At 64.3% G+C, this 20,488-nt stretch carries 20 protein-coding genes; 13 read left to right on the top strand and 7 right to left on the bottom strand.

Annotated features, from left to right (window positions below; all coding sequences use genetic code 11):
• The first annotated feature begins 78 nt into the window (after positions 1 to 78).
• From BMI91_RS19920 to BMI91_RS20105, 5 genes are all read left to right on the top strand, one after another.
• Entirely contained in the window at positions 79 to 297 is a 219-nt protein-coding gene (locus BMI91_RS19920) for a hypothetical protein (protein WP_134330847.1), read from the top strand.
• A gap of 230 nt (positions 298 to 527) precedes the next feature.
• Positions 528 to 1,100 (top strand): TRAP transporter small permease subunit, encoded by a 573-nt coding sequence (locus tag BMI91_RS18810; protein ID WP_078606237.1) that lies wholly within the window; start codon positions 528 to 530, stop codon positions 1,098 to 1,100.
• Entirely contained in the window at positions 1,100 to 2,857 is a 1,758-nt protein-coding gene (locus BMI91_RS18805) for a TRAP transporter large permease (protein ID WP_078606236.1), read from the top strand. Before BMI91_RS18810 ends, BMI91_RS18805 begins: the two co-directional genes overlap by 1 nt.
• 76 nt (positions 2,858 to 2,933) lie before the next feature.
• Entirely contained in the window at positions 2,934 to 3,104 is a 171-nt protein-coding gene (locus BMI91_RS20155) for a hypothetical protein (RefSeq protein ID WP_098411498.1), read from the top strand.
• 99 nt (positions 3,105 to 3,203) lie between these two features.
• Positions 3,204 to 3,371, top strand: coding sequence for a hypothetical protein (locus BMI91_RS20105; protein WP_158522199.1), 168 nt, complete (start codon positions 3,204 to 3,206; stop codon positions 3,369 to 3,371).
• Between the two features lie 75 nt (positions 3,372 to 3,446).
• On the opposite strand, the gene BMI91_RS18800 is transcribed toward BMI91_RS20105, so the two are convergent.
• The 5 genes from BMI91_RS18800 to BMI91_RS18780 all read right to left on the bottom strand — a co-directional run bounded on the left by BMI91_RS18800 (position 3,447) and on the right by BMI91_RS18780 (position 8,204).
• The gene (locus BMI91_RS18800) at positions 3,447 to 4,559 is read right to left on the bottom strand and encodes a TRAP transporter substrate-binding protein (protein WP_078606235.1); all 1,113 of its coding nucleotides are present in this window, start codon (positions 4,557 to 4,559) and stop codon (positions 3,447 to 3,449) included.
• Between the two features lie 292 nt (positions 4,560 to 4,851).
• A complete protein-coding gene (locus tag BMI91_RS18795; RefSeq protein ID WP_078520100.1) occupies positions 4,852 to 5,949 on the bottom strand; it encodes a TRAP transporter substrate-binding protein in 1,098 nt (365 codons plus the stop codon).
• Positions 5,950 to 6,183: 234 nt separating this feature from the next.
• Positions 6,184 to 7,014, bottom strand: coding sequence for an arginyltransferase (locus BMI91_RS18790; RefSeq protein WP_078520099.1), 831 nt, complete (start codon positions 7,012 to 7,014; stop codon positions 6,184 to 6,186).
• Positions 7,015 to 7,153: 139 nt separating this feature from the next.
• Positions 7,154 to 7,609, bottom strand: a complete 456-nt coding sequence (locus BMI91_RS18785; protein ID WP_078520098.1) for a DUF2852 domain-containing protein — start codon at positions 7,607 to 7,609, stop codon at positions 7,154 to 7,156.
• Positions 7,610 to 7,736: 127 nt separating this feature from the next.
• The gene (locus BMI91_RS18780) at positions 7,737 to 8,204 is read right to left on the bottom strand and encodes a YbaK/EbsC family protein (protein ID WP_078606234.1); all 468 of its coding nucleotides are present in this window, start codon (positions 8,202 to 8,204) and stop codon (positions 7,737 to 7,739) included.
• A gap of 121 nt (positions 8,205 to 8,325) precedes the next feature.
• Here BMI91_RS18780 and BMI91_RS18775 point away from each other — a divergent pair, with 121 nt between their 5' ends.
• Together BMI91_RS18775 and BMI91_RS18770 are read left to right on the top strand one after the other, a co-directional pair.
• Positions 8,326 to 11,100: a [protein-PII] uridylyltransferase family protein gene (locus BMI91_RS18775; protein ID WP_078606233.1), complete on the top strand. Its 2,775-nt coding sequence runs from the start codon at positions 8,326 to 8,328 to the stop codon at positions 11,098 to 11,100.
• Between the two features lie 15 nt (positions 11,101 to 11,115).
• A complete protein-coding gene (locus tag BMI91_RS18770) occupies positions 11,116 to 11,382 on the top strand; it encodes a hypothetical protein (protein ID WP_078606311.1) in 267 nt (88 codons plus the stop codon).
• 8 nt (positions 11,383 to 11,390) lie between these two features.
• Here the strand turns inward: BMI91_RS18770 and eda are convergent, their stop codons facing one another.
• Together eda and edd are read right to left on the bottom strand one after the other, a co-directional pair.
• Positions 11,391 to 12,032 carry a bifunctional 4-hydroxy-2-oxoglutarate aldolase/2-dehydro-3-deoxy-phosphogluconate aldolase gene (eda, locus tag BMI91_RS18765; protein WP_078606232.1) on the bottom strand — a complete coding sequence of 214 codons (642 nt, stop codon included), beginning with the start codon at positions 12,030 to 12,032 and terminating at the stop codon, positions 11,391 to 11,393.
• Positions 12,033 to 12,165: 133 nt separating this feature from the next.
• Entirely contained in the window at positions 12,166 to 13,971 is a 1,806-nt protein-coding gene (gene edd, locus BMI91_RS18760; protein ID WP_078606231.1) for a phosphogluconate dehydratase, read from the bottom strand.
• A 240-nt stretch (positions 13,972 to 14,211) separates the two neighbouring features.
• Between edd and BMI91_RS18755 the strand changes: the two genes are divergently transcribed.
• The 6 genes from BMI91_RS18755 (at position 14,212) to pgi (ending at position 20,380) form a co-directional block, all read left to right on the top strand.
• A complete protein-coding gene (locus tag BMI91_RS18755; protein ID WP_078606230.1) occupies positions 14,212 to 15,420 on the top strand; it encodes an RSP_2647 family RNA methyltransferase in 1,209 nt (402 codons plus the stop codon).
• A complete protein-coding gene (locus BMI91_RS18750) occupies positions 15,420 to 15,962 on the top strand; it encodes an RSP_2648 family PIN domain-containing protein (RefSeq protein ID WP_078606229.1) in 543 nt (180 codons plus the stop codon). The genes BMI91_RS18755 and BMI91_RS18750 overlap by 1 nt, the downstream gene beginning before the upstream one ends.
• Before the next feature lie 64 nt (positions 15,963 to 16,026).
• A complete protein-coding gene (locus BMI91_RS18745) occupies positions 16,027 to 16,527 on the top strand; it encodes a DUF2478 domain-containing protein (RefSeq protein ID WP_078606228.1) in 501 nt (166 codons plus the stop codon).
• Positions 16,528 to 16,633: 106 nt separating this feature from the next.
• A complete protein-coding gene (zwf, locus tag BMI91_RS18740) occupies positions 16,634 to 18,088 on the top strand; it encodes a glucose-6-phosphate dehydrogenase (protein ID WP_078601751.1) in 1,455 nt (484 codons plus the stop codon).
• Positions 18,085 to 18,756, top strand: coding sequence for a 6-phosphogluconolactonase (gene pgl, locus BMI91_RS18735; protein ID WP_078606227.1), 672 nt, complete (start codon positions 18,085 to 18,087; stop codon positions 18,754 to 18,756). Before zwf ends, pgl begins: the two co-directional genes overlap by 4 nt.
• A gap of 16 nt (positions 18,757 to 18,772) precedes the next feature.
• The gene (gene pgi / locus BMI91_RS18730; RefSeq protein ID WP_078606226.1) at positions 18,773 to 20,380 is read left to right on the top strand and encodes a glucose-6-phosphate isomerase; all 1,608 of its coding nucleotides are present in this window, start codon (positions 18,773 to 18,775) and stop codon (positions 20,378 to 20,380) included.
• Positions 20,381 to 20,488: the final 108 nt, after the last annotated feature.

Raw genomic sequence — 20,488 nt, 5'->3', positions numbered from 1 at the left:
GAGGGCCACGCCGCCCACCGCTAACTCTCAAGCATCCACCTGTCCAAGAAAAAGCCCCCGGCTTTGAGGCGGGGGCGCATGGGAACCTTCATGGTTGTACCGTTACCGGCCCATGCGCTTGGCTCCTACGACGACAAGAAGAATCGCATCCATTGCGGATCCCTTTCGGACTGCTTTGCGCGGACATTAGGATCGGGCGTTGGGGGCGTCAATGCCCAAACGCTGAATAAAATGTCGCGGGCGGCGGAATTTCCTTCCCGATTATTGCGCGCCGCGACCTGCGAGTCGCAACTTTGAGAAACCGGAAGGGGCTCCCGAGCCGGGTGCCGCGGGGGCAGTCGCGGTGAATTGATCTCGTTGACGCTTGGTCAGTCGCGATATCGGGCTCAGAGGCGGGGCTTTAAGGCCGATCTGGTCAAGTGAACAGACCAGATGGAGCCTTAATTGCTTGACCTTTCTCCCCCACTCGGCCAATCACGGGCAAAGCCTCGCGCAGGCTTTCGGGACAAATTTAGGGAGGAAGTGAGATGGGCGCTTTGCTGGCCCTTTCACGCGCGATCGACCGGATAAACGAGACCATCGGCAAGGCGGTGTCGTGGCTTATTCTGGTGTCGGTCCTCGTGAGTGCGACCAACGCCATTGTACGCAAAGCCTTCGACATGTCGTCGAACGCTTGGCTGGAACTGCAATGGTATCTTTTCGGCGCGGCGTTTCTGGGCGCTGCCGCTTACACGCTCAAGCAAAACGAGCATATCCGCATCGACATCATCTATGGTGCGTTCTCGCGGAAGGTGCAGCACTGGATCGATCTGCTCGGGCATATCTTCTTCCTGATGCCGTTCGTTCTGCTGATGCTGTTCAAGCTGACGCCCTTCGTGATGATCTCGATCCGCTCGGGCGAGATGTCGACGAACTCGGGCGGTCTGATCCTGTGGCCGGCCAAGCTTCTGCTGCTGATCGGCTTCTGGCAGCTGTTCTTCCAAGGCGTGTCCGAGATCATCAAGAAGATCGGCGTGATGCGTGGGTTGATCGAGGATCCCCATGCCGACAGCGCGGGCCATCACGGCCATGATCCCATCGCCGAAGAGGAGGGTCTGTAATGCTCGAGCTTATCGCTCAGAACATGGCCCCGATCATGTTCGTCTCGCTGATCATCTTCCTGCTGATCGGCTATCCCGCGGCCTTCGCGCTTGCGGCCAACGGTCTTTTGTTCTTCGTCATCGGCGTTGAACTGTCGGGTTACTCCGGCGGGACGATCAATCTTGACTGGCCGTTGTTGAATGCGATGCCGCAACGGTTCTACGGGGTCTTGTCGAACGAGACCTTACTTGCGATTCCATTCTTCACATTCATGGGCATCGTGCTCGAAAAATCGGGCATGGCCGAAGATCTCCTCGACACGATCGGTCAGCTGTTCGGCCCGGTGCGCGGCGGTCTCGCCTATGCGGTGATCATCGTGGGCGCGCTTCTGGCGGCGACCACAGGCGTCGTTGCGGCCTCGGTGATCGCGATGGGCCTGATCTCGCTGCCGATCATGTTGCGCTATGGCTATGATCGGAAGGTGGCCACAGGTGTCATTGCGGCGTCAGGGACACTGGCGCAGATCATCCCGCCGTCGCTCGTGCTGATCGTTCTGGCTGACCAGCTGGGCGTTTCGGTGGGCGACATGTACAAGGGCGCGCTGATCCCCGGTATGGTGCTGACCGGCATCTACCTCGGCTATGTGCTCGTGATGTCGATCATCAAGCCGAAGTCGATGCCCGCTCTGCCGAAAGAGGCGCGCACGCTGGGCTCTGGCGTGATGTCGCTTTTGGTGGCGCTGGCCGGTGCCGTCGCGATCTTCATCTTCGCCGAGAAGTATTTCGAGGCGAGCGGGTCGAGCGTCAACAACTCCGAGATCCTCGCAGCCGGTGTGGCCGTGATCGCGATCTATATCGTGGCGTTGCTGGACAAGGCGCTGAAAACCAACCTGATGAGCCGTCTGGCCCAGCAGGTGGTGATCGTGCTGATCCCGCCGCTGGCGCTGATCTTCCTCGTGCTGGGCACGATCTTCCTCGGCGTCGCGACGCCCACCGAAGGCGGCGCAATGGGCGCGGTCGGCGCGCTGGTGCTGTCGGCGGTGAAGAAGCGTCTGACCTTCCCCGTCGTGCGTGACGCGCTGGCGGCGACGACGCGCCTGTCGGCCTTCGTGCTGTTCATCCTGCTGGGCGCGCGGGTCTTCTCGCTCACCTTCTACGGGGTGAACGGGCAGGTCTGGGTCGAGCATCTGCTGACCTCGCTTCCGGGTGGCCAATTGGGCTTCCTGATCGTGGTGTCGTTCCTGGTGTTCTTCCTCGCCTTCTTCCTCGATTTCTTCGAGCTGGCCTTCATCATCGTGCCGCTTCTGGCGCCTGCCGCGCAGGCGCTGGGGATCGACCTGATCTGGTTCGGGGTGATCCTGGGCGTGAACATGCAGACCTCGTTCATGCACCCGCCATTCGGCTTCGCGTTGTTCTACCTGCGCTCGGTCGCGGCCAAGGTGCCCTATATCGACAAGGTCACCGGCAAGAAGATGGAGCCGGTGAAGACCTCGCAGATCTACTGGGGCGCCATTCCCTTCGTGTTCATCCAGGTTGCGATGATTGCCATCGTGATCGCCTTCCCGGCCATGGTGATGCACTACAAGGGGCCGCAGGTGGATCTGAAGGATGTCGAGATCAAGCTGCCGCAGATGCCGGGCATGGGCGATGGGGGCGGCCTCGGTGGCCTGCCGTCGCTGGCGCCTCTGGGGGGCTCGACCTCTGGCGGGTCGGGCTCGAGCTCGGGAAGCGCGGCTCCGGGCGGGCTGCCTCCGCTTCCCACACCGGGCAGCAACTGAACGACCGGAAAATGAAAGATCGGGGCGGCCTTCAGGGGCCGCCCCTTTTTTATAGAGAGAGAGTGGAGGGCGAGGGATGCGGTATCCTCTTTTCGTTATTGTCGGGGTTTCGTTGCTTGCGCTGGCGGGCTGCGGCGAGACCAAGGAGCAGCGCGCGGCGACGGGCGGCGTGGCCGGTCTCGTGGTGGCGGGACCTGTCGGAGCGGTTGTCGGAGCCGGGCTCGGCGTAGTGACCCGCAAGAATTGACGACCAGCTATTCGCGGTACTTGGGAACCGCAGCGGGCGTTTCGGCGTCTTGTCCTTGAGGAAGCCGCGCATTGCGGCTGCTATCGAAAGGACGAGAAGATGCGAATTGCGACGATCTTGATGGCGGGCGGCCTGCTGGTTTCGCTCGCGGCATGTGGTGACAACGCGACCGAACGTGCAGCCACCGGCGGTGTCGGCGGCCTCGTGGTTGCAGGTCCGGTTGGTGCGGTGGCCGGTGCCACGGTTGGCGCGGCCACGACGAAGTGAGTTTTGTGACCAGACCAAGAGAAAAGGCCCCGGGGCGCGAACCCCGGGGCCTTCTCAATTCATACGAGACGCAGCTCAGAGCTTGAGGTTGCCCGCAGCCTGCTGACGCATCATGAAGTAGTCAGAGTTGAACTCCGACAGCTGCCACCAGCCATAGGCATCGTTGCGGAAGCCGAACTGGCTGTCGTAGATCTTCTTGAACGCTGCGTTCGAGCTGTTGATCTCGGCATAGACCTCGTTGGCCGCATTGAAGCAGGCTTCGAGGATTTCCTGGCTGAACGGACGCAGCTGCGCGCCTTGGCCCAGCAGCTTCTTCAGCGCGCTCGGGTTCTTGTAGTCATAGGACGCCATCATGTCCGAGTTCGCCGCCTGCGTCGCCGCCGTCAGCGCGATCTTGTAGGCCTCGGGCAGTTGGTCATAGGCGTTCTTGTTGAACATGGCGTGCAGACAGGCGCCACCTTCCCACCAGCCGGGATAGTAGTAATAGGGCGCGACCTTGTAGAAGCCGAGCTTCTCGTCATCGTACGGGCCGACCCATTCAGTGGCGTCGATCGTGCCTTTTTCGAGCGACGGGTAGATGTCGCCACCCGCGATCTGCTGCGGCACCACACCGAGCTTCTCGACGACCTTGCCGCCGAAGCCACCGATGCGCATTTTCACGCCCTTCATGTCTTCGACGGTGTTGATTTCCTTACGGAACCAGCCGCCCATCTGGGCACCGGTATTGCCGCACGGGAAGGCCGTGATGTTGTAGTTCGAATAGAACTCGTTCATCAGGTCGTTGCCGCCGCCATAGTAGAACCAGGCGTTCTGCATGCGCATGTTCAGGCCAAACGGCACTGCGGTCGCGAAGGCGAAGGTCGGATCTTTACCCCAGTAGTAGTAGGAGGCGGTGTGGCAGGCCTCGACGGTGCCGTTCGACACCGAGTCCATCGCCTGCAGGCCGGGGACGATTTCGCCCGCCGCGAAGACCTGAATGTTGAATTTCCCGTCGGTCATGCCCTTGACGTAATTCGCCATCGTCTCGGCGGCGCCGTAGATCGTGTCGAGCGATTTCGGGAAAGACGAGGTCATGCGCCACGTCACAGTAGGGGTTTCTTGCGCAATAGCCGGTGCGGCGAGCGCGCTACCTGCAGCTGCGGCTGCCCCGCCAAGCGCACCTTTGCGCAGGAAAGAACGACGATCCATATGGTTTCCTCCCAAGTCGTGGATGTCTGTCAATTTTTCTGACCACACCGCTCCATTATTAGCGTTCCCTCCGGCGTGGGCATTGTGGTCACAATACTTGACCGGTTCCGCGTGTAAACCGACCTGCAAGTAATTTTATGTCGCATATGGTCACAGTTTCGAAAGCTTGCTGCAGTGTGGCAATGCAGGCGCAGAATATCCGTTGGGTATCTTCGGTCGTCAGGGCATAGAAAAAGCCCCGACGCGCAGGGCGCCGGGGCTTCGGTTATCTGGCTTGACCAGTTTGGGCGGCTTACAGCTCGCCTTTGTTGGCTTCGCTCATCATGAAGTAGTCGTAGTTGAACTCGGCCAGCTGTTCCCAGGTGAACCAGTCCTTGCGGAAGTCCTTGATCGAACCCCAGATCTTCGCGAATTCGGCGTTGTTCGCTTCCATCTCCGAATAGACCTCGTTGGCTGCCTTGAAGCAGGCCTGCATGATCTCGGGGGAGAAAGCGCGCAGCTGGGTGCCGTTGGCGACCAGCGTCTTGAGCGCCTTGGGGTTCTTCATGTCGTATTTCTGCAGCATGTCCGCATCGGCCGCCTGCGAGGCGGTGTGCAGGAGCTGCTGGTACTGTTTCGGCAGGCTTTCCATCTTCTCTTTCGAGAACATGAAGTGGACCGTCGGGCCACCTTCCCACCAGCCGGGGTAGTAGTAGTAGGGCGCGACTTTGTAGAAGCCGAGCTTCTCGTCGTCATAGGGGCCGACCCATTCGGTCGCGTCGATCGTGCCTTTTTCGAGCGCCGGGTAGATGTCGCCGCCGGCGATCTGCTGCGGCACGAGGCCGAGCTTTTCCATCACCTTGCCCGCGAAACCGCCGACACGCATCTTGAGGCCCTTGAGGTCTTCGACCGTCGAGATCTCCTTACGGAACCAGCCGCCCATCTGTGCGCCGGTGTTGCCGCCCGGCAGACCATAGAGGCCCTGCTTGCCGAGGAACTCGTTATAGAGCTCGATGCCGCCGCCGTGGTAGTGCCACGCGTTCATGCCGCGTGCGTTGAGCGAGAAGGGCACCGCTGCGCCGAGCGCCCAGGTCGGGTCTTTGCCCCAGAAATAGTAGCCGACGGTGTGGCAGGCTTCGACCGTGCCGTTCATCACCGCGTCGGCGACCTGAAGGCCGGGGACGATCTCGCCAGCCGCGAAGACCTGAATCTTGAAGTTACCGTCCGAGGCTTCCTCGACCATCTTCGACATCACTTCCGCGCCGCCATAGATCGTGTCGAGCGACTTCGGGAAAGACGAGGCGAGACGCCAGGTGATTTGCGGGTTGCTTTGTGCGATCGCGGGGGCTGCCAGCGTGCTCGCGGCCGCGCTACCCAGCGCGGCTTTCGTCAGAAAGGAACGACGGTCCATTTAGGATCCTCCCATTATTGCTCCGTTGTGCGAGGCCGGTCCTCGCCGCCCGCCTCGTGTCCTCCGCGGCGGGTCTGTCGGGACCGTTTCACCACGGGCCGGGAGTGTCCAGAGTTCACGGGCCCGTAATCGTCGGAAGTCACGGAATAGTTTTGAAAAAATGAGTTGACAGATGGTGTCTGCCGAACGGTTGAGCAATTGCCTGCGAGAGTGACGTCCGTAGCTGGGTGTTGCTCAACTATTGCGTGTGTCGGGGAGTTGAATCCGGGCGACCTGTTCCGCGATGGGCGGCACGGAAAGCGGATGAGTCTCGGTCTCGTGCGTGGCCGGATCGCCGAGGTCGGTCCATTGCCCGCCCTTGTAGATCTCGAGAGCGGAGAAGTTCGCTTTGTAGTTCATCTTCGGCGAGCCGGGCACCCAATAGCCCAGATAGACGTAGGGCAGGCCCACGCGTTGCGCGATCTCGACATGGTCGAGGATCAGGTAGGTGCCGAGGGAGTCGCGGATCCGCTCGGGCTCGTAGAAGGAATAGACCATCGACAGCCCGTCATCGAGCACATCGGTCAGGCAGGTCGCGATCAGGGCGCGCATGCTGTCTGGCGTGGCGGCGGTCTCGCGATATTCGATCACGCGCGACTTCACGGGCGTCTCCTCGATCATCGCGGCGAATTCGAAGATGTCCATGTCAGCCATGCCGCCATCGGCGTGGCGCGCATCGAGATAGCGGCGGAACAGTGCGAATTGCTCTTCCGTCGCCCAGGGCGAAGTCGCGGTACGCTTAAGGTCGCCGTTCTTCTTCAGAACCCGGCGCTGCGATTTCGACAGTTTGAAATCGGCGACCCGGATGCGGGCCGACAGGCAGGCGGTGCAATCTGCGCAGGAGGGCCGATAGAGCACATTCTGCGAGCGCCGGAAGCCTTGCCGCGACAGCGCATTGTTCAGCTTCTCGGCCGACTCCCCCTGCAGTGCGGTGAACAATTTCCGCTCCGACCTGCCGTCCAGATAGGGGCAGGGCTGCGGCGCGGTTACGTAGAACTGCGGTGCAAGCGGAAGCGAATGGCGCATTAGTAGCCTCGTCGGGGAGGGGTCGCGGCAGGCTAGCAAAGGAGCGCGCACCCGCCAAGTGTTTCATGTTGATGACATAGAAAGCGCCCCGGTTACGTCAACCGGGGCGCCGAAATCGCATTGCGACCTGTCTATATGGTTAGGCTTTCGCGTCCTCGGAGGTGTCCTCCGACTGAGCCGCTTCCTTGGCGCGCTCTTCCATGTACTGGTCGAACTCTGCCTTGTCGCGGGCTTCGCGCAGACGACCGAGGAACTCTTCGAATTCCTGCTGTTCGCGCTGCAGTCGGTCGAGCGTGTCGGCCTTGTAGGCGTCGAACGCCGCGTTGCCGGTCGAACGCGAGACATGGACGCCTCCGACGCCGGAGCAACCGAAGCTGCGTTTTTGAACCGCCTGACCCGTGCGCCAGCGACGCCCGAAGCGGCCGGTGAACAGGATGAAAGCGAGAATGACGAGGCCGAGGGGGCCTGCGAAAATGAAACCGGCCACCATCAGCGCGATCCAGGCGCCGGGGCCGTTCCCATCCATCCAGTTAACGGCGCGGGTAAACCAGTTACCAACCGCGACGGGCATGGAGTTGGTGGAATAGGCGGACATTTGAACCTCCGGGTTGAGCATGTGAATTCCTTTCACATACCCAAGATCGGAAGTCAGGGCGGTTCTCGCAAGGGGGTATGTAAATGATTTTTACATTTTTCTCGCAAATCACCGGATTCGCGTGGTTTTATTCGGTGAAATCGGCTTGTTTCGCACCGCTGATCCGCTCCAGATCGGCCGGGGCGATAGCGAAAACATGGCGTGGCGTGCCTGCCGCAGCCCAAACGGTGTCGAAATCTAACAGCCGCGGATCGAGGAAGGCCGTCACCGGGCCGACATGGCCAAGGGGCGCGACGCCACCGATCGCGAAGCCCGTCTCCGCCCGGATCAGCGCCGCATCGGCCTTGCCCAAGGGCTGGCCCGCGACGGCGTTTGCCTTCTCCGCGCTCACCCGGTTGCCGCCTGCGGTGATGAACAGCACGACATGGCCGCTGTCTTCGCCGCGAAAGATGATAGATTTGGCAATCTGGTCGACCTCGCAGCCTACCGCCTCTGCGGCCATCTCGGCGGTGCGGGCCTCGCCCGGCTCGGTGATCTCGAATTTCGCATCTGCGGCTTCGAGGGCGGCACGGACGCGTTTGAGGGATTTGCTCATGGCGAGGCTCCGGAGGATCTGAAGTCGGGCGCTGGCACGCCGGGTGGGTGTAGTTATGGCCAGATGTCGCGCGACAGCAATCCCCATTGACCGGCTCGCTCGGCGGCGTAAGCATGGCGCCATGCCGTTTGCCTCGCGTCTCACCCGTTCTCCCCTGCCTTTCGAGCGCGACCGCGCCGCCGAAGCCGAAGAGCTGTTCTCCGATCTCGCGCCGGAGTTGCGCGAGTTGCTCGGGGGGACGGCAGGGTGCAGCCCTTATCTCAAGGGCCTGATGGAGAAAGAGGCCGAGTGGCTGCGTCCCGCGATTTCGGGCAATCCCGAAGCCGCACTGGCCGAAGAGTTCGCGCGGATCACACCCGTCAGCCTCGCCGATCTGCCGTCAGAGCTGCGTCGGGCGAAGCGTCGCGTCGCGTTGTTGGCCGGGCTTGCCGATCTGGGCGGTGTCTGGTGTCTCGAAGAAGTGACCGGCGCCTTGACCCGGCTTGCCGATATTGCGGTCGATCTGGCGATGAAGCGGCTGGTGGCCGAGGAAATCCGCCGCGGCAAAATCCCCGGGGCGACCAACGATGATATAGATAGTGCCGCCGGGATGGTCGCGCTCGCGATGGGCAAGATGGGCGCGCGGGAGCTGAACTACTCCTCCGATATCGACCTGATCTGCCTCTTCGATGAAAGCCGCTACGATCCAGACGATGCGATGGAGGCGCGCAGCGCGCTGATCCGGGCCACGCGCAAGATGGCGGCGATGCTCAACGACCGCACCGCCGAGGGCTATGTGTTCCGCACCGATCTGCGGCTGCGCCCCGATGCCGCCGTCACGCCGGTCTGTATCTCAATGGGCGCGGCCGAGCTTTATTACGAGGCCGAGGGCCGGACATGGGAGCGCGCGGCCTATATCAAGGCGCGTCCCTGTGCAGGAGATATCGCCGCGGGCGAGCAATTCCTCGAACGGCTGCGGCCTTTCGTCTGGCGCAAGCACCTCGATTTCGCGGCGATTCAGGACGCCCACGACATGCGCCTGCGCATCCGCGAGCATAAGGGGCTGCATGGCCCGATCGAAGTGGCGGGTCACAATATCAAGCTCGGCCAGGGCGGCATCCGCGAGATCGAGTTCTTCACCCAGACCCGGCAATTGATCGCAGGCGGGCGCGACGAGAGCCTACGCGACCGGACCACCGTGGGCGGGCTGCGCGCGCTCGCGGCGAAGACTTGGGTGCCCGAGGATGTGGCGGAGGAGTTGATCGATCACTACCGCGAGCATCGCGAGATCGAGCACCGTCTGCAGATGGTGGGCGACGCCCAGACCCAGATTCTGCCCGGCAACGAAGAGGGGCTCGCGCGGATCGCCGCGATGATGGGCGAGGGGGACGTGGCGCGCTGGCGCGACCGGCTGCGCGACCGGCTGGAGCGGGTCGAAGGGCTGACGAATGATTTCTTCGCCCCCGATGCCGCCGCCGAGCGCCCCGACCTGAGCGAAGCCGCGCGCGAGATCGTCGAGGGCTGGACGGGCTATCCGGCGCTGCGATCCGAACGGGCGCGCGCGATCTTCAAGCGGCTGGAGCCGGAACTTCTCGACCGGATGCGCCGCGCGGCGAATATGGAGGAGGCGCTGACGCAGTTCGACGGCTTCCTCAAGGGGCTGCCCGCCGGGGTGCAGTTGTTCTCTCTCTTCGAGGCCAATCCGCAACTCGTCGATCTGATCGTCGATATCTGCGCTACGGCGCCGGGGCTGGCGAGCTACCTGTCGCGCAATGCCGGGGTGCTGGACGCGGTTCTGGGTGGCTCGTTCTTCGCGCCATGGCCGGGCAAGCCAGCCCTTGAGGCCGATCTTGCGCGGCTGCTGGAGCGGGCGGGCGACTACGAGGCCGCGTTGATCGCGGCGCGGCGTTGGGCCAAGGAATGGAAGTTCCGCGTCGGCGTGCATCATCTGCGCGGCCTCGTTGATGCGTCAGAGGCCGCGGGCCAATATGCCGATGTGGCGGGCGCGGTTCTCGGCGCGCTCTGGCCGATCGTGCAGGGCGAATTCGCGCGCCGCTACGGGCCGTGCCCCGGCAAGGGCGCGGTGGTTCTGGGAATGGGCAGCCTCGGCGCAGAGCGCCTGAACGCGCAGTCCGATCTCGATCTGATCGTGATCTACGATGCGGACGGGCAGGAGTTTTCCGAAGGCAAGAAGCCCATCGCCTCAAGGGCTTACTACGCGAAGCTCACGCAGGCCCTGATCACCGCGCTCAGCGCGCCGATGCCGGAGGGGATGCTTTACGAGGTCGATATGCGGTTGCGGCCTTCGGGGCGACAAGGGCCCGTCGCGACCTCCGTGCAAAGCTTCGAGAGCTACCAGATGGAAGAGGCCTGGACCTGGGAGCATCTGGCGCTGACCCGGGCGCGGCCCGTCGCGGGATGTGCCGATCTGGCCGACCGGGTCGAGGCGATCCGCCTGAAGGTTCTGGAGGCGAAAGGCGGCGGAGACGCGGTGCTCCACGAGCTGGCGCAAATGCGCACCCGGATCTTCGCGGCCAAGGCCCCCGATGGCGATTGGGAGGCGAAGGTCGGCCCCGGCCGGCTGCAGGATATCGAGCTTCTGGCGCAAAGCTTCGCGCTTCGTGCAGGCGTTCCGGCGCGCAAGGTCGAGGCGCAGCTACGCGCAGGACCGCGTGGCGGGTTCGTGACGCGCGAGGAGGGCGAGCAGCTCGCCACCGCCTATCGCTTCCTTTGGCGACTGCAGGCAGGCGGGCGCTTGCTGAACGAAAAACGTCTGGATATGGCGGCGATCGGAGAGGGCGGTCGCGCTTTCCTGTTGCGCGAGACGGGGCTGGATGATCTCGATGCTCTGGCGGCGCGTCTGAACGAGGTCACGACCGAGACGGCCGCCATCGTGGACAGGGCTCTGGAGGGCTGAATGGCGCGCAAACTGATGGAATTGAGCGAGGCGGACCCGAAAGGATTGATCCGCGAGAGCTTCAAGATCGACGGGATCAGCACGGAAGAGTGCCGCTCGATCTTCATGGATTGGGCGTTGAGCCTCGGGCCGGGGATGGACGCGAGTGAAGCGATGCGCACCGTGCTCGCGGCGTATGAAGCGCCGCCCGAGCACCCGATGACCCGGGTGCTCGAAGAAGGTCTGACCCGCGAAAGCGGCCCGCCGATGCGGCGCGGCGGCTGGCGGGCGCGTCGTCCCTAGCAGGGTGGTTAGCGCGGCAGCGCCGCCGCCTCGCGCGCAAGCGCTTCGATCCCGGCCCAGTCGCCCGATTGCACCATCGCATCGGGTGCGACCCAGGAGCCGCCCGCGCAAAGTACGTTCGGCAGGCTCAGGTAATCGTTGGCGTTTTTAATGCTGACGCCGCCCGTCGGGCAGAAGCTGACCTGCGGGATCGGCGCTCCGATGGCCTTCAGCGCAGGCGCGCCGCCCGAAGCTTCCGCCGGGAAAAACTTCAGCACGTCGTAACCCATCTCGAGAAGCTTCATCACTTCCGACGCGGTGGCGGCACCGGGCAGAAGCGGCAGGCCCTCGTCCTCGCAGGCTTTCACCAGCGTTTCGGTCGCGCCGGGCGAGACGCCGAATTTCGCGCCCGCGGCTTTCGCGGCTTTCACATCGGCCGGGGTCAGCAGCGTGCCCGCGCCGACCACGCCGCCTTCGACATCGGCCATCGCGCGGATCGCGTCGAGCGCGCAGGGCGTGCGCAGCGTCACTTCCAGCGCAGGCAGGCCGCCCGCGACGAGCGCCTTGGCCAGAGGGGCGGCATGGGCCACATCCTTCACCACGATCACCGGCACGATCGGGGCCAGTTCGCAGATCTTGCGGGCGGATGCGGATTGTTCGCTAGGGGTCATCGGATCACTCCAGTCTGGGCCGCCCGCGCGGGCGGAGAGGGCAGGACGCTCCGCGGGGGATATTTATCGCCAAGCCGAAAGCAGAACCCTGTCTTCGCCTTGGTACAAATATCCCCGCCGGAGGCAAGAAAACTCAAAGCACCACGGAGGCGCCTTTGGTGGACGGGCCGACATGGGTGCGGAAGGCGCCGAACAGCTCGCGGCCGAGGCCGAACTGGTTGCCGCTGAGGTCGGGCACGACCGGCGTGCGGCTCTCGAAACCTTCGGTCAGGCAGGTCAGCTCGCCCGTCGTCGCGTCGAGCCGCACCATATCGCCGTCCTGCAGCTTCGCAAGCGGTCCGCCATCGGCGGCCTCCGGCGAGACATGGATCGCCGCCGGGACCTTGCCCGAGGCGCCCGACATCCGGCCATCGGTGACCAGCGCCACTTTCAGCCCGCGATCCTGCAGAACGGCGAGGGTCGGGGTCAGCGAGTGCAGCTCCGGCATCCCGTTCGCTTTCGGCCCCTGGAAGCGCACGACGACGATCGTGTCGGAGATGAACTCACCGTTCTTGAAGGCGTCCTTCACCTCGTGCTGTTCCTTGAAGACGCGGACCGGCGCTTCGATCACATGGCGCTCGGGCTTGACGGCGGAGACCTTGATCACGCCGCGCCCGAGATTGCCTTCGAGCTGCTTGAGGCCGCCGGTTTTCTGGAACGGATCGGCGGGCTTGCGCAGGATTTTCTCGTTCTGGCTCTCGGGATCGGACTCTTCCCAGATCAGACCGCCCTCGGTGATCTTCGGCTCCTGGGTGTAGCGGGTGAGGCCGTCGCCCGCGACGGTCTTCGCGTCCTCGTGCAGCAGGCCTGCCTCCAGCAGGTGGCGGATCATGAATTGCAGGCCGCCCGCCGCGTGGAAGTGGTTCACGTCGGCGAGGCCGTTCGGATAGACCTTCGCCATCAGCGGCACGACCGAGGAAATCTCGTCGAAATCTTCCAGATCGAGCACGATCCCGGCGGCGCGCGCCATCGCGGGCAGGTGCAGGACGTGGTTGGTCGAACCACCCGTCGCCATCAGACCGACCATGCCGTTCACGAAGGCTTTCTCGTCGAGCACTTCCGAGGCCGGGCGGTAGTCGTTGCCAAGCGCGGTGATCTCGGCGGCGCGCTTCGCGCCTGCGACCGTCAGTGCCTCGCGCAGCGGCGTGTTCGGGTTCACGAAGGATGCGCCCGGAAGGTGCAGACCCATGAACTCCATCAGCATCTGGTTGGTGTTCGCAGTGCCGTAGAAGGTGCAGGTGCCCGGGCCGTGATAGGAGGCCATCTCGGCTGCCATGAGCGCATCGCGACCGACTTCGCCGGCTGCGAATTGCTGGCGCACCTTGGCTTTCTCGTCATTGGGCAGCCCGGTGGTCATCGGCCCCGCGGGGATGAAGATCGCCGGGATATGCCCGAAGGTCGCCGCCGCCATGATCAGGCCGGGCACGATCTTGTCGCAAACGCCCATGTAGAGCGCCGCGTCGAAGGTGTTGTGGCTCAGAGAAACCGCCGCAGCCATTGCGATCACGTCGCGCGAGAAGAGTGACAGGTCCATCCCCGGCTGGCCCTGCGTGACCCCGTCGCACATCGCGGGCACGCCGCCTGCGACCTGTGCGGTGGCGCCGATCTCGCGCAGCGCGGCCTTGATCGTCTGCGGGAAGGTCTCGAACGGCTGATGCGCCGAGAGCATGTCGTTATAGGCCGTCACGATGCCTACATTGGGGGCGCGATCACCTGCCAACGTGTCCTTGTCCTCGCCCATGGCCGCATAGGCGTGGGCCTGATTGCCGCAGCTGAGATGCGCGCGGGCGGGGCCTGCATCGGCAGCCGCCTGCATCCGGGCAAGATAGTCGCCGCGCGGGCCTTCGGAGCGGGCGCGGATTCGGTCGGTCACACGGGCGATTGTGGCATCGAGGGTCATCGGCGGGGCCTTTCCTTGCTATGCATCTGATGCGGAACATGCAGCCCTTGCGGGCCGCTCGCGCAGCGGGCGCGGATCGCGGTCGCTTCTTCGCTATCATGTTAGCGCTAACGCCGCAACCCGTTCCCTTTGTCGATTATCTGGGGCAGAGCGGGGATGCGGCAAGCGCGAGGGCTTTCGCGCCCCGTCGCTTGGCGCTAGGAAGGCGGCGCTTGAGACAGCGCGCGCAAGGAGCATCCGATGAGCCAGTCCGAAGACACCGCCACCCGCCCGACCGTTCGGCTGCGCCCGAAGGCCGAGGCCCGCGCGATCCGCCACGGTTTTCCTTGGGTTTATGCCGATGAGCTGGTGACGGACCGGCGCACCAAGGCGCTGGCGCCCGGCACGATCGCGACGCTGGAGGATGGCGAGCGCCGTCCGCTCGCGACGGTGACGGTCAACCCGAACTCGAAGATCATCGGCCGGGTGATGAGCCGCGACGCCGAGGCGGTGATCGACCGCGACTGGATCGCCGGGAAGCTCACCCGTGCGCTGGAGATGCGGGCGCGGCTGTTCGATGCGCCGTTCTATCGTTTGGTCCATGCCGAGGCGGACGGGCTGCCCGGCGTCATCATCGACCGCTTCGGCGATGCGGCGGTGATCCAGCCGAATGCGGCATGGTCGGAGGTCATGATCGCCGATCTCGAGGCCGCGCTGGCCGAGGTGACGGGCGTCACGACGATCATCAAGAACGCGGCGGGGCGGGCGCGCACGCTCGAAGGGCTGGACGAGGAAATGCTCACCCTGCGCGGTGGGATCGAGGCGCCGGTCGAGGTGCCGATGAATGGCGCGATCTATCTTGCCGATCTGATGGGCGGGCAGAAGACGGGCCTGTTCTATGACCAGCGCCCGAACCATGCTTTCGCCGCAAGGCTGGCGGAGGGCGCGCGAGTCCTCGACGTCTTCTCCCATGTGGGCGGCTTCGCGCTGGCCGCGCTGGCAGGAGGTGCGACGTCGGCGCTGTCGGTCGATGCCTCGGCCCCGGCGCTGGATCTTGCGACCAAGGGCGCGGCCGCGATGGGCATGGCGGACCGGTTCGCCACGCGCCAGGGCGATGCGTTCGACACGCTCGATGCTTTGGACCGGGAAGGGGAGCGCTTTGATCTGGTGATCTGCGATCCGCCCGCCTTCGCACCCGCCAAGCCCGCGCTGCAGGCAGGGCTGCGCGCGTATGAGCGGATCGCGCGCATGGCCGCGCCGCTGGTCGAGCCGGGCGGCTATCTGGTGCTGTGCTCCTGCTCGCATGCCGCCGATCTGTTGCAATTCCGCGCGGCCTGCACGCGCGGCATCGGCAAGGCAGGGCGGTCGGCGCAGCTCATTCACACCGGTTATGCCGGGCCCGATCACCCGATGCTGCCGCAGCTGGCGGAATCGGGCTATCTGAAATCCCTGTTCTTCCGGCTCGACTGATGCGGGTCGTGCTCGATGCCTGCGTGCTCTACCCGACGGTGCTGCGCGAGATCTTGATCGGGGCGGCGAAGGCGGAGCTCTACCGTCCGCTCTGGTCGGCGCGCATCCTCGAGGAATGGGCGCGTGCGGCTGCGCGCCGCGCGCCTGCCGACGAGGCCATCGCGCGGGGCGAGATCGCGCTCTTGCGGGCGGGGTTCCCGAAGGCCGAGATTTCCGCCCAGCCGGGGATCGAGGCGCGGCTGGTGCTGCCCGACGAGAATGACCTTCATGTGCTGGCCGTGGCGATCGCGGGTAGTGCCGATGCGATCCTGACCTTCAACGCGCAGGATTTTCCGCGCGGGACCTTGGCGGGCGAGGGGCTGGAACGGCGCGATCCGGACGGCTTCCTCTGGCAGCTTCTGTCCGAACATCCCGAGCAGATGCGCGCCATCACCGAGGCCGTGCGCGCCGAGGCCGAGCGCCTCTCGGGCGAGCCGCAGCCGATCCGGGCGCTGATGAAACGCGCGCGTCTGCCGCGCTTCGGCAAGGCACTGGCGGCGTGATCTCGCGCTGCCTGTCCGGGTGTCGCCCCTTGACCGCCCGCGAAAGCCTCGCCAAACAGGCGCAATGATCGGGTTCATCACATGCCAAGAGCGCGGCGCGGCCGACAAGCTCCTTGCCCAGCTCGCCGAAAGGCTGCTGTCGCAAGGGCGCGACGTGATCGGCATGGTGCGCGCCGAGGTGCCGCAGCGGTTCGAATGCGAGATGCATCTGCGCCTCTTGCCCGAGGGAGAAACCCGCACGATCTCGCAGGATCTGGGGCAGGGCGCGGGGGCCTGTTCGCTCGATGCGGGCGCGCTCGAAGAGGTCGTCGCCCAGGTCGGTCATGCGCTCGAAACGGCGCCACCGGGCGCCATCGTGATCCTCAACAAATTCGGCAAACAGGAGGCCGCAGGGCGCGGGTGTCGTGACCTGATCGCGCAAGCGATGGCCTCCGATTTTCCGGTCCTTCTGTCCGTTCCGCCCGAAACGCGCGCCGATTTCGCGACTTTCGCAGATGGTATGGCCGAAGAAATCGTGCCGGAAATTCAGGCGCTTGAGGCGTTTCTTTCGCGTGAGAGCGCTTAATCTGCGCCCTCGCGTTGTCTCGTGTCGCTCCCATGCTAGACTTGTTCAGGTAAGGTGAGTAAAAGGGGGTCGTTAGCGCTAACGGACCCCAAACACGGAGCAGCCCATGGTTTCGCGCGTCATTCCCGTCGATCGTTTCGATCTGGTGATTTTCGGCGCCACTGGCGACCTCGCCAATCGCAAAATTCTCCCCGGCCTGTTTCGTCGCTATTGCGCCGGTCAAATCCCCGAAGGATCCACCATTATCGGGGCTGCGCGCTCGGAGATGACCCCCGAGGAGTTCCGCGACCAGACCCGCGCCGCGATCGCCGAATTCGGCGGCAATAAATGCGACGACGAAGGCGCGCTGGACGGCTTCCTGCCGATGCTCGACTATGTCGCGATCGACGCGAAAGGCGATGGCGGCTGGGACGATCTGAAGTCGAAAGTCCGCGACGATACCGTCAATGCGTTCTACTTCTCGGTGGCACCAGCGCTATTCGGAGATCTGGCCGAGCGCCTCCACACGCGCGGTATCGCGGGTCCGGAGGCGCGGATCGTGGTCGAGAAACCGTTCGGGCGCGACCTCGCCTCGGCCAAGGCGCTCAACGCGGCGCTGGCGGAGTATTTCGACGAGACGCAGATCTACCGGATCGACCATTACCTCGGCAAAGAGACCGTGCAGAACCTGATGGCGGTGCGCTTCGCCAACATCCTGTTCGAGCCGCTCTGGAACAGCCAATTCGTTGATCATGTGCAAATTACCGTGGCTGAAACGGTCGGTGTGGGCGGTCGTGGGTCGTATTATGACAAGTCGGGCGCGATGCGCGACATGGTGCAGAACCACATGATGCAGCTTCTGTGCCTGATCGCGATGGAGCCGCCCTACCACTTCGATCCCGATGCGGTGCGCGACGAAAAGCTCAAGGTGATCCGCGCACTCCAGCCCGTCCAGCCCGCCGATATCGTGCGTGGCCAATACGCGGCCAGCAAGGATGCGCCCGGCTATCTCGAAGATGCCGAGGATCCGGAGTCGACGACCGAGAGCTATATCGCGATGAAATGCCATGTCGCGAACTGGCGCTGGGTGAATACGCCCTTCTATCTGCGCACCGGCAAGCGGCTGCGTGCCCGCACCTCCGAGATCGCGATCACCTTCAAAGAGCCGCCGCACCAGATCTTCGACGAAGCCGAAGGCGAGTGGCGCGAGAACGTGCTGGTGATCCGGCTGCAGCCCAATGAGGGCATGAACCTGAAGATGATGATCAAGGAGCCGGGGCCGGGCGGGATGCGCCTCGTGCAGGTGCCGCTCGACATGTCCTTCGCGGAAGCTCTGGGCGACGAGGCCGACATCACCGACGCCTATGAACGCCTGATCATGGACGTGATCCGGGGCAACCAGACGCTGTTCATGCGCGGCGACGAGGTCGAGGCGGCCTGGGCCTGGACCGACCCGATCATCGAGGGTTGGGAGGCGCGTGGCGACAAACCTCAAACCTATGACAGCGGCGCGTCGGGGCCGGATGACGCGCTGATGCTGATGCATCGCGACGGACGCCGCTGGCGGGAGATTCGTGAATGAATTTTGAGAGTTATCCCGATCGCGAGATGCTGATGATGGGGCTTGCGGATCGCATCGCAAGCCAGTTGCGTGCGTCGATCAACAACGAGGGCCGGGCGACCTTGTCGGTGCCCGGCGGATCGACGCCCGGTCCGATCTTCGACATCCTTTCCGACATTGATCTGGACTGGTCGAAGGTCGCGGTGCTCCTCAATGACGAGCGTTGGGTGCCCGAGACCTCGGAGCGGTCGAACACGCGCCTGATCCGTGCGCGGCTCCTGAAGGGGCGGGCGGCAGCGGCGACACTGGTGCCGCTCTATGCCGAGGCGGAACGTCCCGAGGACAAGATGGAAGAACTGGCCGAAGGCATCGCGCCGCATCTGCCGATCTCCGTCCTCCTTTTGGGCATGGGCGCGGATATGCACACCGCGAGCCTGTTTCCGGGCGCCGACCGGCTGAAAGAGGCGCTGTCGAATGATGCGCCGATATTGCTGCCGATGCGGGCCGAAGCTGCGGGCGAGCCGCGTATCACCCTGTCCGCGCCCGTGCTGCGCGACGCGATGTATACGCATATCCTGATCACCGGCGCGGAGAAGCGCGAGGCGATCGAAAAAGCCGAAAGGCTCCCTGTGGAACAGGCGCCGGTGCGCGCCGTTCTCAAGGACGCGACCGTTCACTGGGCTGAATAACTGGGCAGAGCAAGCGATGACCATCTGGCAAGACCTCCTCGACAAGGCGCAATCCGTACAATCCCGCAGAATCGGAGAATTGTTCGAAAAGGACAATCGCGCAGGCGGATTCAGCCGCGAAACCGGGCCGTTTTTGTTCGATTTCTCCAAGACCAATATCGATGCGGAGACGCTCGATCTGCTGGTGAAACTGGCCGAGGTGAAGGATGTCGCGGCCCGCGCCGAGGCGATGTTCACCGGTGAGAAGATCAACGACACCGAGGGTCGCGCGGTGCTGCATACCGCGCTGCGCAATCTCGACACGGATGTGTTCGTCGATGGCGAGAACGTCATGCCCGAGGTCCGCGCGACCTATGCCCGGATGGAAGCGTTTGCGCGCGATGTCCGCGAGGGCAAGTTCACGGGGCAGGGCGGCAAAATCAGCGATGTGGTGAATATCGGCATCGGCGGCTCAGATCTGGGCCCGGCGATGGCGACGCTCGCGCTCGCGCCCTATCACGACGGGCCGCGCTGCCATTTCGTCTCCAACGTGGACGGGGCGCATATCCATGACACGCTGGCCGGTCTGAACCCGGAGACGACGCTGGTGATCGTCGCCTCCAAGACCTTCACCACGATCGAGACGATGACCAATGCCGAGACCGCGAAGCGGTGGATGGCCGAGAAGGTCTCGGACCCGGCCCAGCAATTCGCGGCGCTCTCGACCTCTGCTGAGAAGACCGCCGCCTTCGGGATCGATCAGGCCCGCGTCTTCGGCTTCGCCGATTGGGTCGGCGGGCGTTATTCGATGTGGGGGCCGATCGGGCTGTCGCTGATGATCGCGATCGGGTCGGAGGGTTTCGCGGGGTTCCTCAAGGGCGCCGCCACGATGGATGCGCATTTCCGCGACGCTGAGTTCAAGGACAACCTGCCGGTGCTGCTGGCGCTGGTCGGTATCTGGCACAACCAGTTCTGCGACTACGCCACGCGCGCGGTTCTGCCCTATGATCAACGGCTTGCACGGCTGCCGGCCTATCTCCAGCAGTTGGAGATGGAGAGCAACGGCAAGCGCGTCAGCATGGATGGCAAGGACCTGCCTTACAATTCCGGGCCGGTCGTCTGGGGCGAACCGGGCACCAACGGACAGCACGCGTTCTACCAGCTGATCCATCAAGGCACGCGGGTCATTCCGTGCGAATTCATGGTCGCCGCCGAGGGGCATGAGCCCGATCTGGCGCATCAGCATACGCTGCTCGTGGCCAACTGTCTGGCGCAATCCGAGGCGCTGATGCGCGGGCGCTCGCTGGCCGAGGCGACCGAGATCATGCGCAAGAAGGGCTTCGAGGGAGACGAGCTGGACCGTCAGGCGCGGCACCGCGTCTTCCCGGGCTCGCGCCCGTCGACCACGCTGCTTTATCCGAAACTGACCCCCGAGGTCTTCGGCGGGATCGTCGCGCTTTATGAGCACCGCGTGTTCGTCGAGGGCGTGATCCTCGGTATCAACAGCTTCGACCAATGGGGCGTGGAACTGGGCAAGGAGCTGGCGCTGGCGCTGGCGCCGGTGCTGAAGGGCGAGGATGCGGGCGAGGGCAAGGACGGCTCCACCCGGCAGCTTGTCGCGCGGGTGCAATCGCTGCGCGGCTGAGCTTGCCACGTGGTAACGGTGTGGTAACGGTCGCGCCTGTGGCCGGAACCGCGCCGATCATCCTTCCGTTCAGCTTATAGGCGGGCGCAGCGCCTCGCCTTTTGGTGT

The sequence above is a fragment of the Thioclava sediminum genome (assembly GCF_002020355.1).
GTDB classification, from domain to species: domain Bacteria; phylum Pseudomonadota; class Alphaproteobacteria; order Rhodobacterales; family Rhodobacteraceae; genus Thioclava; species Thioclava sediminum.
The sequence above is the reverse complement of the archived record's forward strand: the minus strand, read 5'-3'. Positions and strand labels throughout refer to the sequence as shown.

What these genes read in the sequence shown, in the direction of transcription:
- BMI91_RS19920 (WP_134330847.1), top strand. Translation starts at nt 79, where the DNA reads ATGGGAACCTTCATGGTTGTACCGTTACCGGCCCATGCGCTTGGCTCC.
- BMI91_RS18810 (WP_078606237.1), top strand. Translation starts at nt 528, where the DNA reads ATGGGCGCTTTGCTGGCCCTTTCACGCGCGATCGACCGGATAAACGAG.
- BMI91_RS18805 (WP_078606236.1), top strand. Translation starts at nt 1,100, where the DNA reads ATGCTCGAGCTTATCGCTCAGAACATGGCCCCGATCATGTTCGTCTCG.
- BMI91_RS20155 (WP_098411498.1), top strand. Translation starts at nt 2,934, where the DNA reads ATGCGGTATCCTCTTTTCGTTATTGTCGGGGTTTCGTTGCTTGCGCTG.
- BMI91_RS20105 (WP_158522199.1), top strand. Translation starts at nt 3,204, where the DNA reads ATGCGAATTGCGACGATCTTGATGGCGGGCGGCCTGCTGGTTTCGCTC.
- BMI91_RS18800 (WP_078606235.1), bottom strand. Translation starts at nt 4,559, where the DNA reads ATGGATCGTCGTTCTTTCCTGCGCAAAGGTGCGCTTGGCGGGGCAGCC.
- BMI91_RS18795 (WP_078520100.1), bottom strand. Translation starts at nt 5,949, where the DNA reads ATGGACCGTCGTTCCTTTCTGACGAAAGCCGCGCTGGGTAGCGCGGCC.
- BMI91_RS18790 (WP_078520099.1), bottom strand. Translation starts at nt 7,014, where the DNA reads ATGCGCCATTCGCTTCCGCTTGCACCGCAGTTCTACGTAACCGCGCCG.
- BMI91_RS18785 (WP_078520098.1), bottom strand. Translation starts at nt 7,609, where the DNA reads ATGTCCGCCTATTCCACCAACTCCATGCCCGTCGCGGTTGGTAACTGG.
- BMI91_RS18780 (WP_078606234.1), bottom strand. Translation starts at nt 8,204, where the DNA reads ATGAGCAAATCCCTCAAACGCGTCCGTGCCGCCCTCGAAGCCGCAGAT.
- BMI91_RS18775 (WP_078606233.1), top strand. Translation starts at nt 8,326, where the DNA reads ATGCCGTTTGCCTCGCGTCTCACCCGTTCTCCCCTGCCTTTCGAGCGC.
- BMI91_RS18770 (WP_078606311.1), top strand. Translation starts at nt 11,116, where the DNA reads ATGGAATTGAGCGAGGCGGACCCGAAAGGATTGATCCGCGAGAGCTTC.
- eda (WP_078606232.1), bottom strand. Translation starts at nt 12,032, where the DNA reads ATGACCCCTAGCGAACAATCCGCATCCGCCCGCAAGATCTGCGAACTG.
- edd (WP_078606231.1), bottom strand. Translation starts at nt 13,971, where the DNA reads ATGACCCTCGATGCCACAATCGCCCGTGTGACCGACCGAATCCGCGCC.
- BMI91_RS18755 (WP_078606230.1), top strand. Translation starts at nt 14,212, where the DNA reads ATGAGCCAGTCCGAAGACACCGCCACCCGCCCGACCGTTCGGCTGCGC.
- BMI91_RS18750 (WP_078606229.1), top strand. Translation starts at nt 15,420, where the DNA reads ATGCGGGTCGTGCTCGATGCCTGCGTGCTCTACCCGACGGTGCTGCGC.
- BMI91_RS18745 (WP_078606228.1), top strand. Translation starts at nt 16,027, where the DNA reads ATGATCGGGTTCATCACATGCCAAGAGCGCGGCGCGGCCGACAAGCTC.
- zwf (WP_078601751.1), top strand. Translation starts at nt 16,634, where the DNA reads ATGGTTTCGCGCGTCATTCCCGTCGATCGTTTCGATCTGGTGATTTTC.
- pgl (WP_078606227.1), top strand. Translation starts at nt 18,085, where the DNA reads ATGAATTTTGAGAGTTATCCCGATCGCGAGATGCTGATGATGGGGCTT.
- pgi (WP_078606226.1), top strand. Translation starts at nt 18,773, where the DNA reads ATGACCATCTGGCAAGACCTCCTCGACAAGGCGCAATCCGTACAATCC.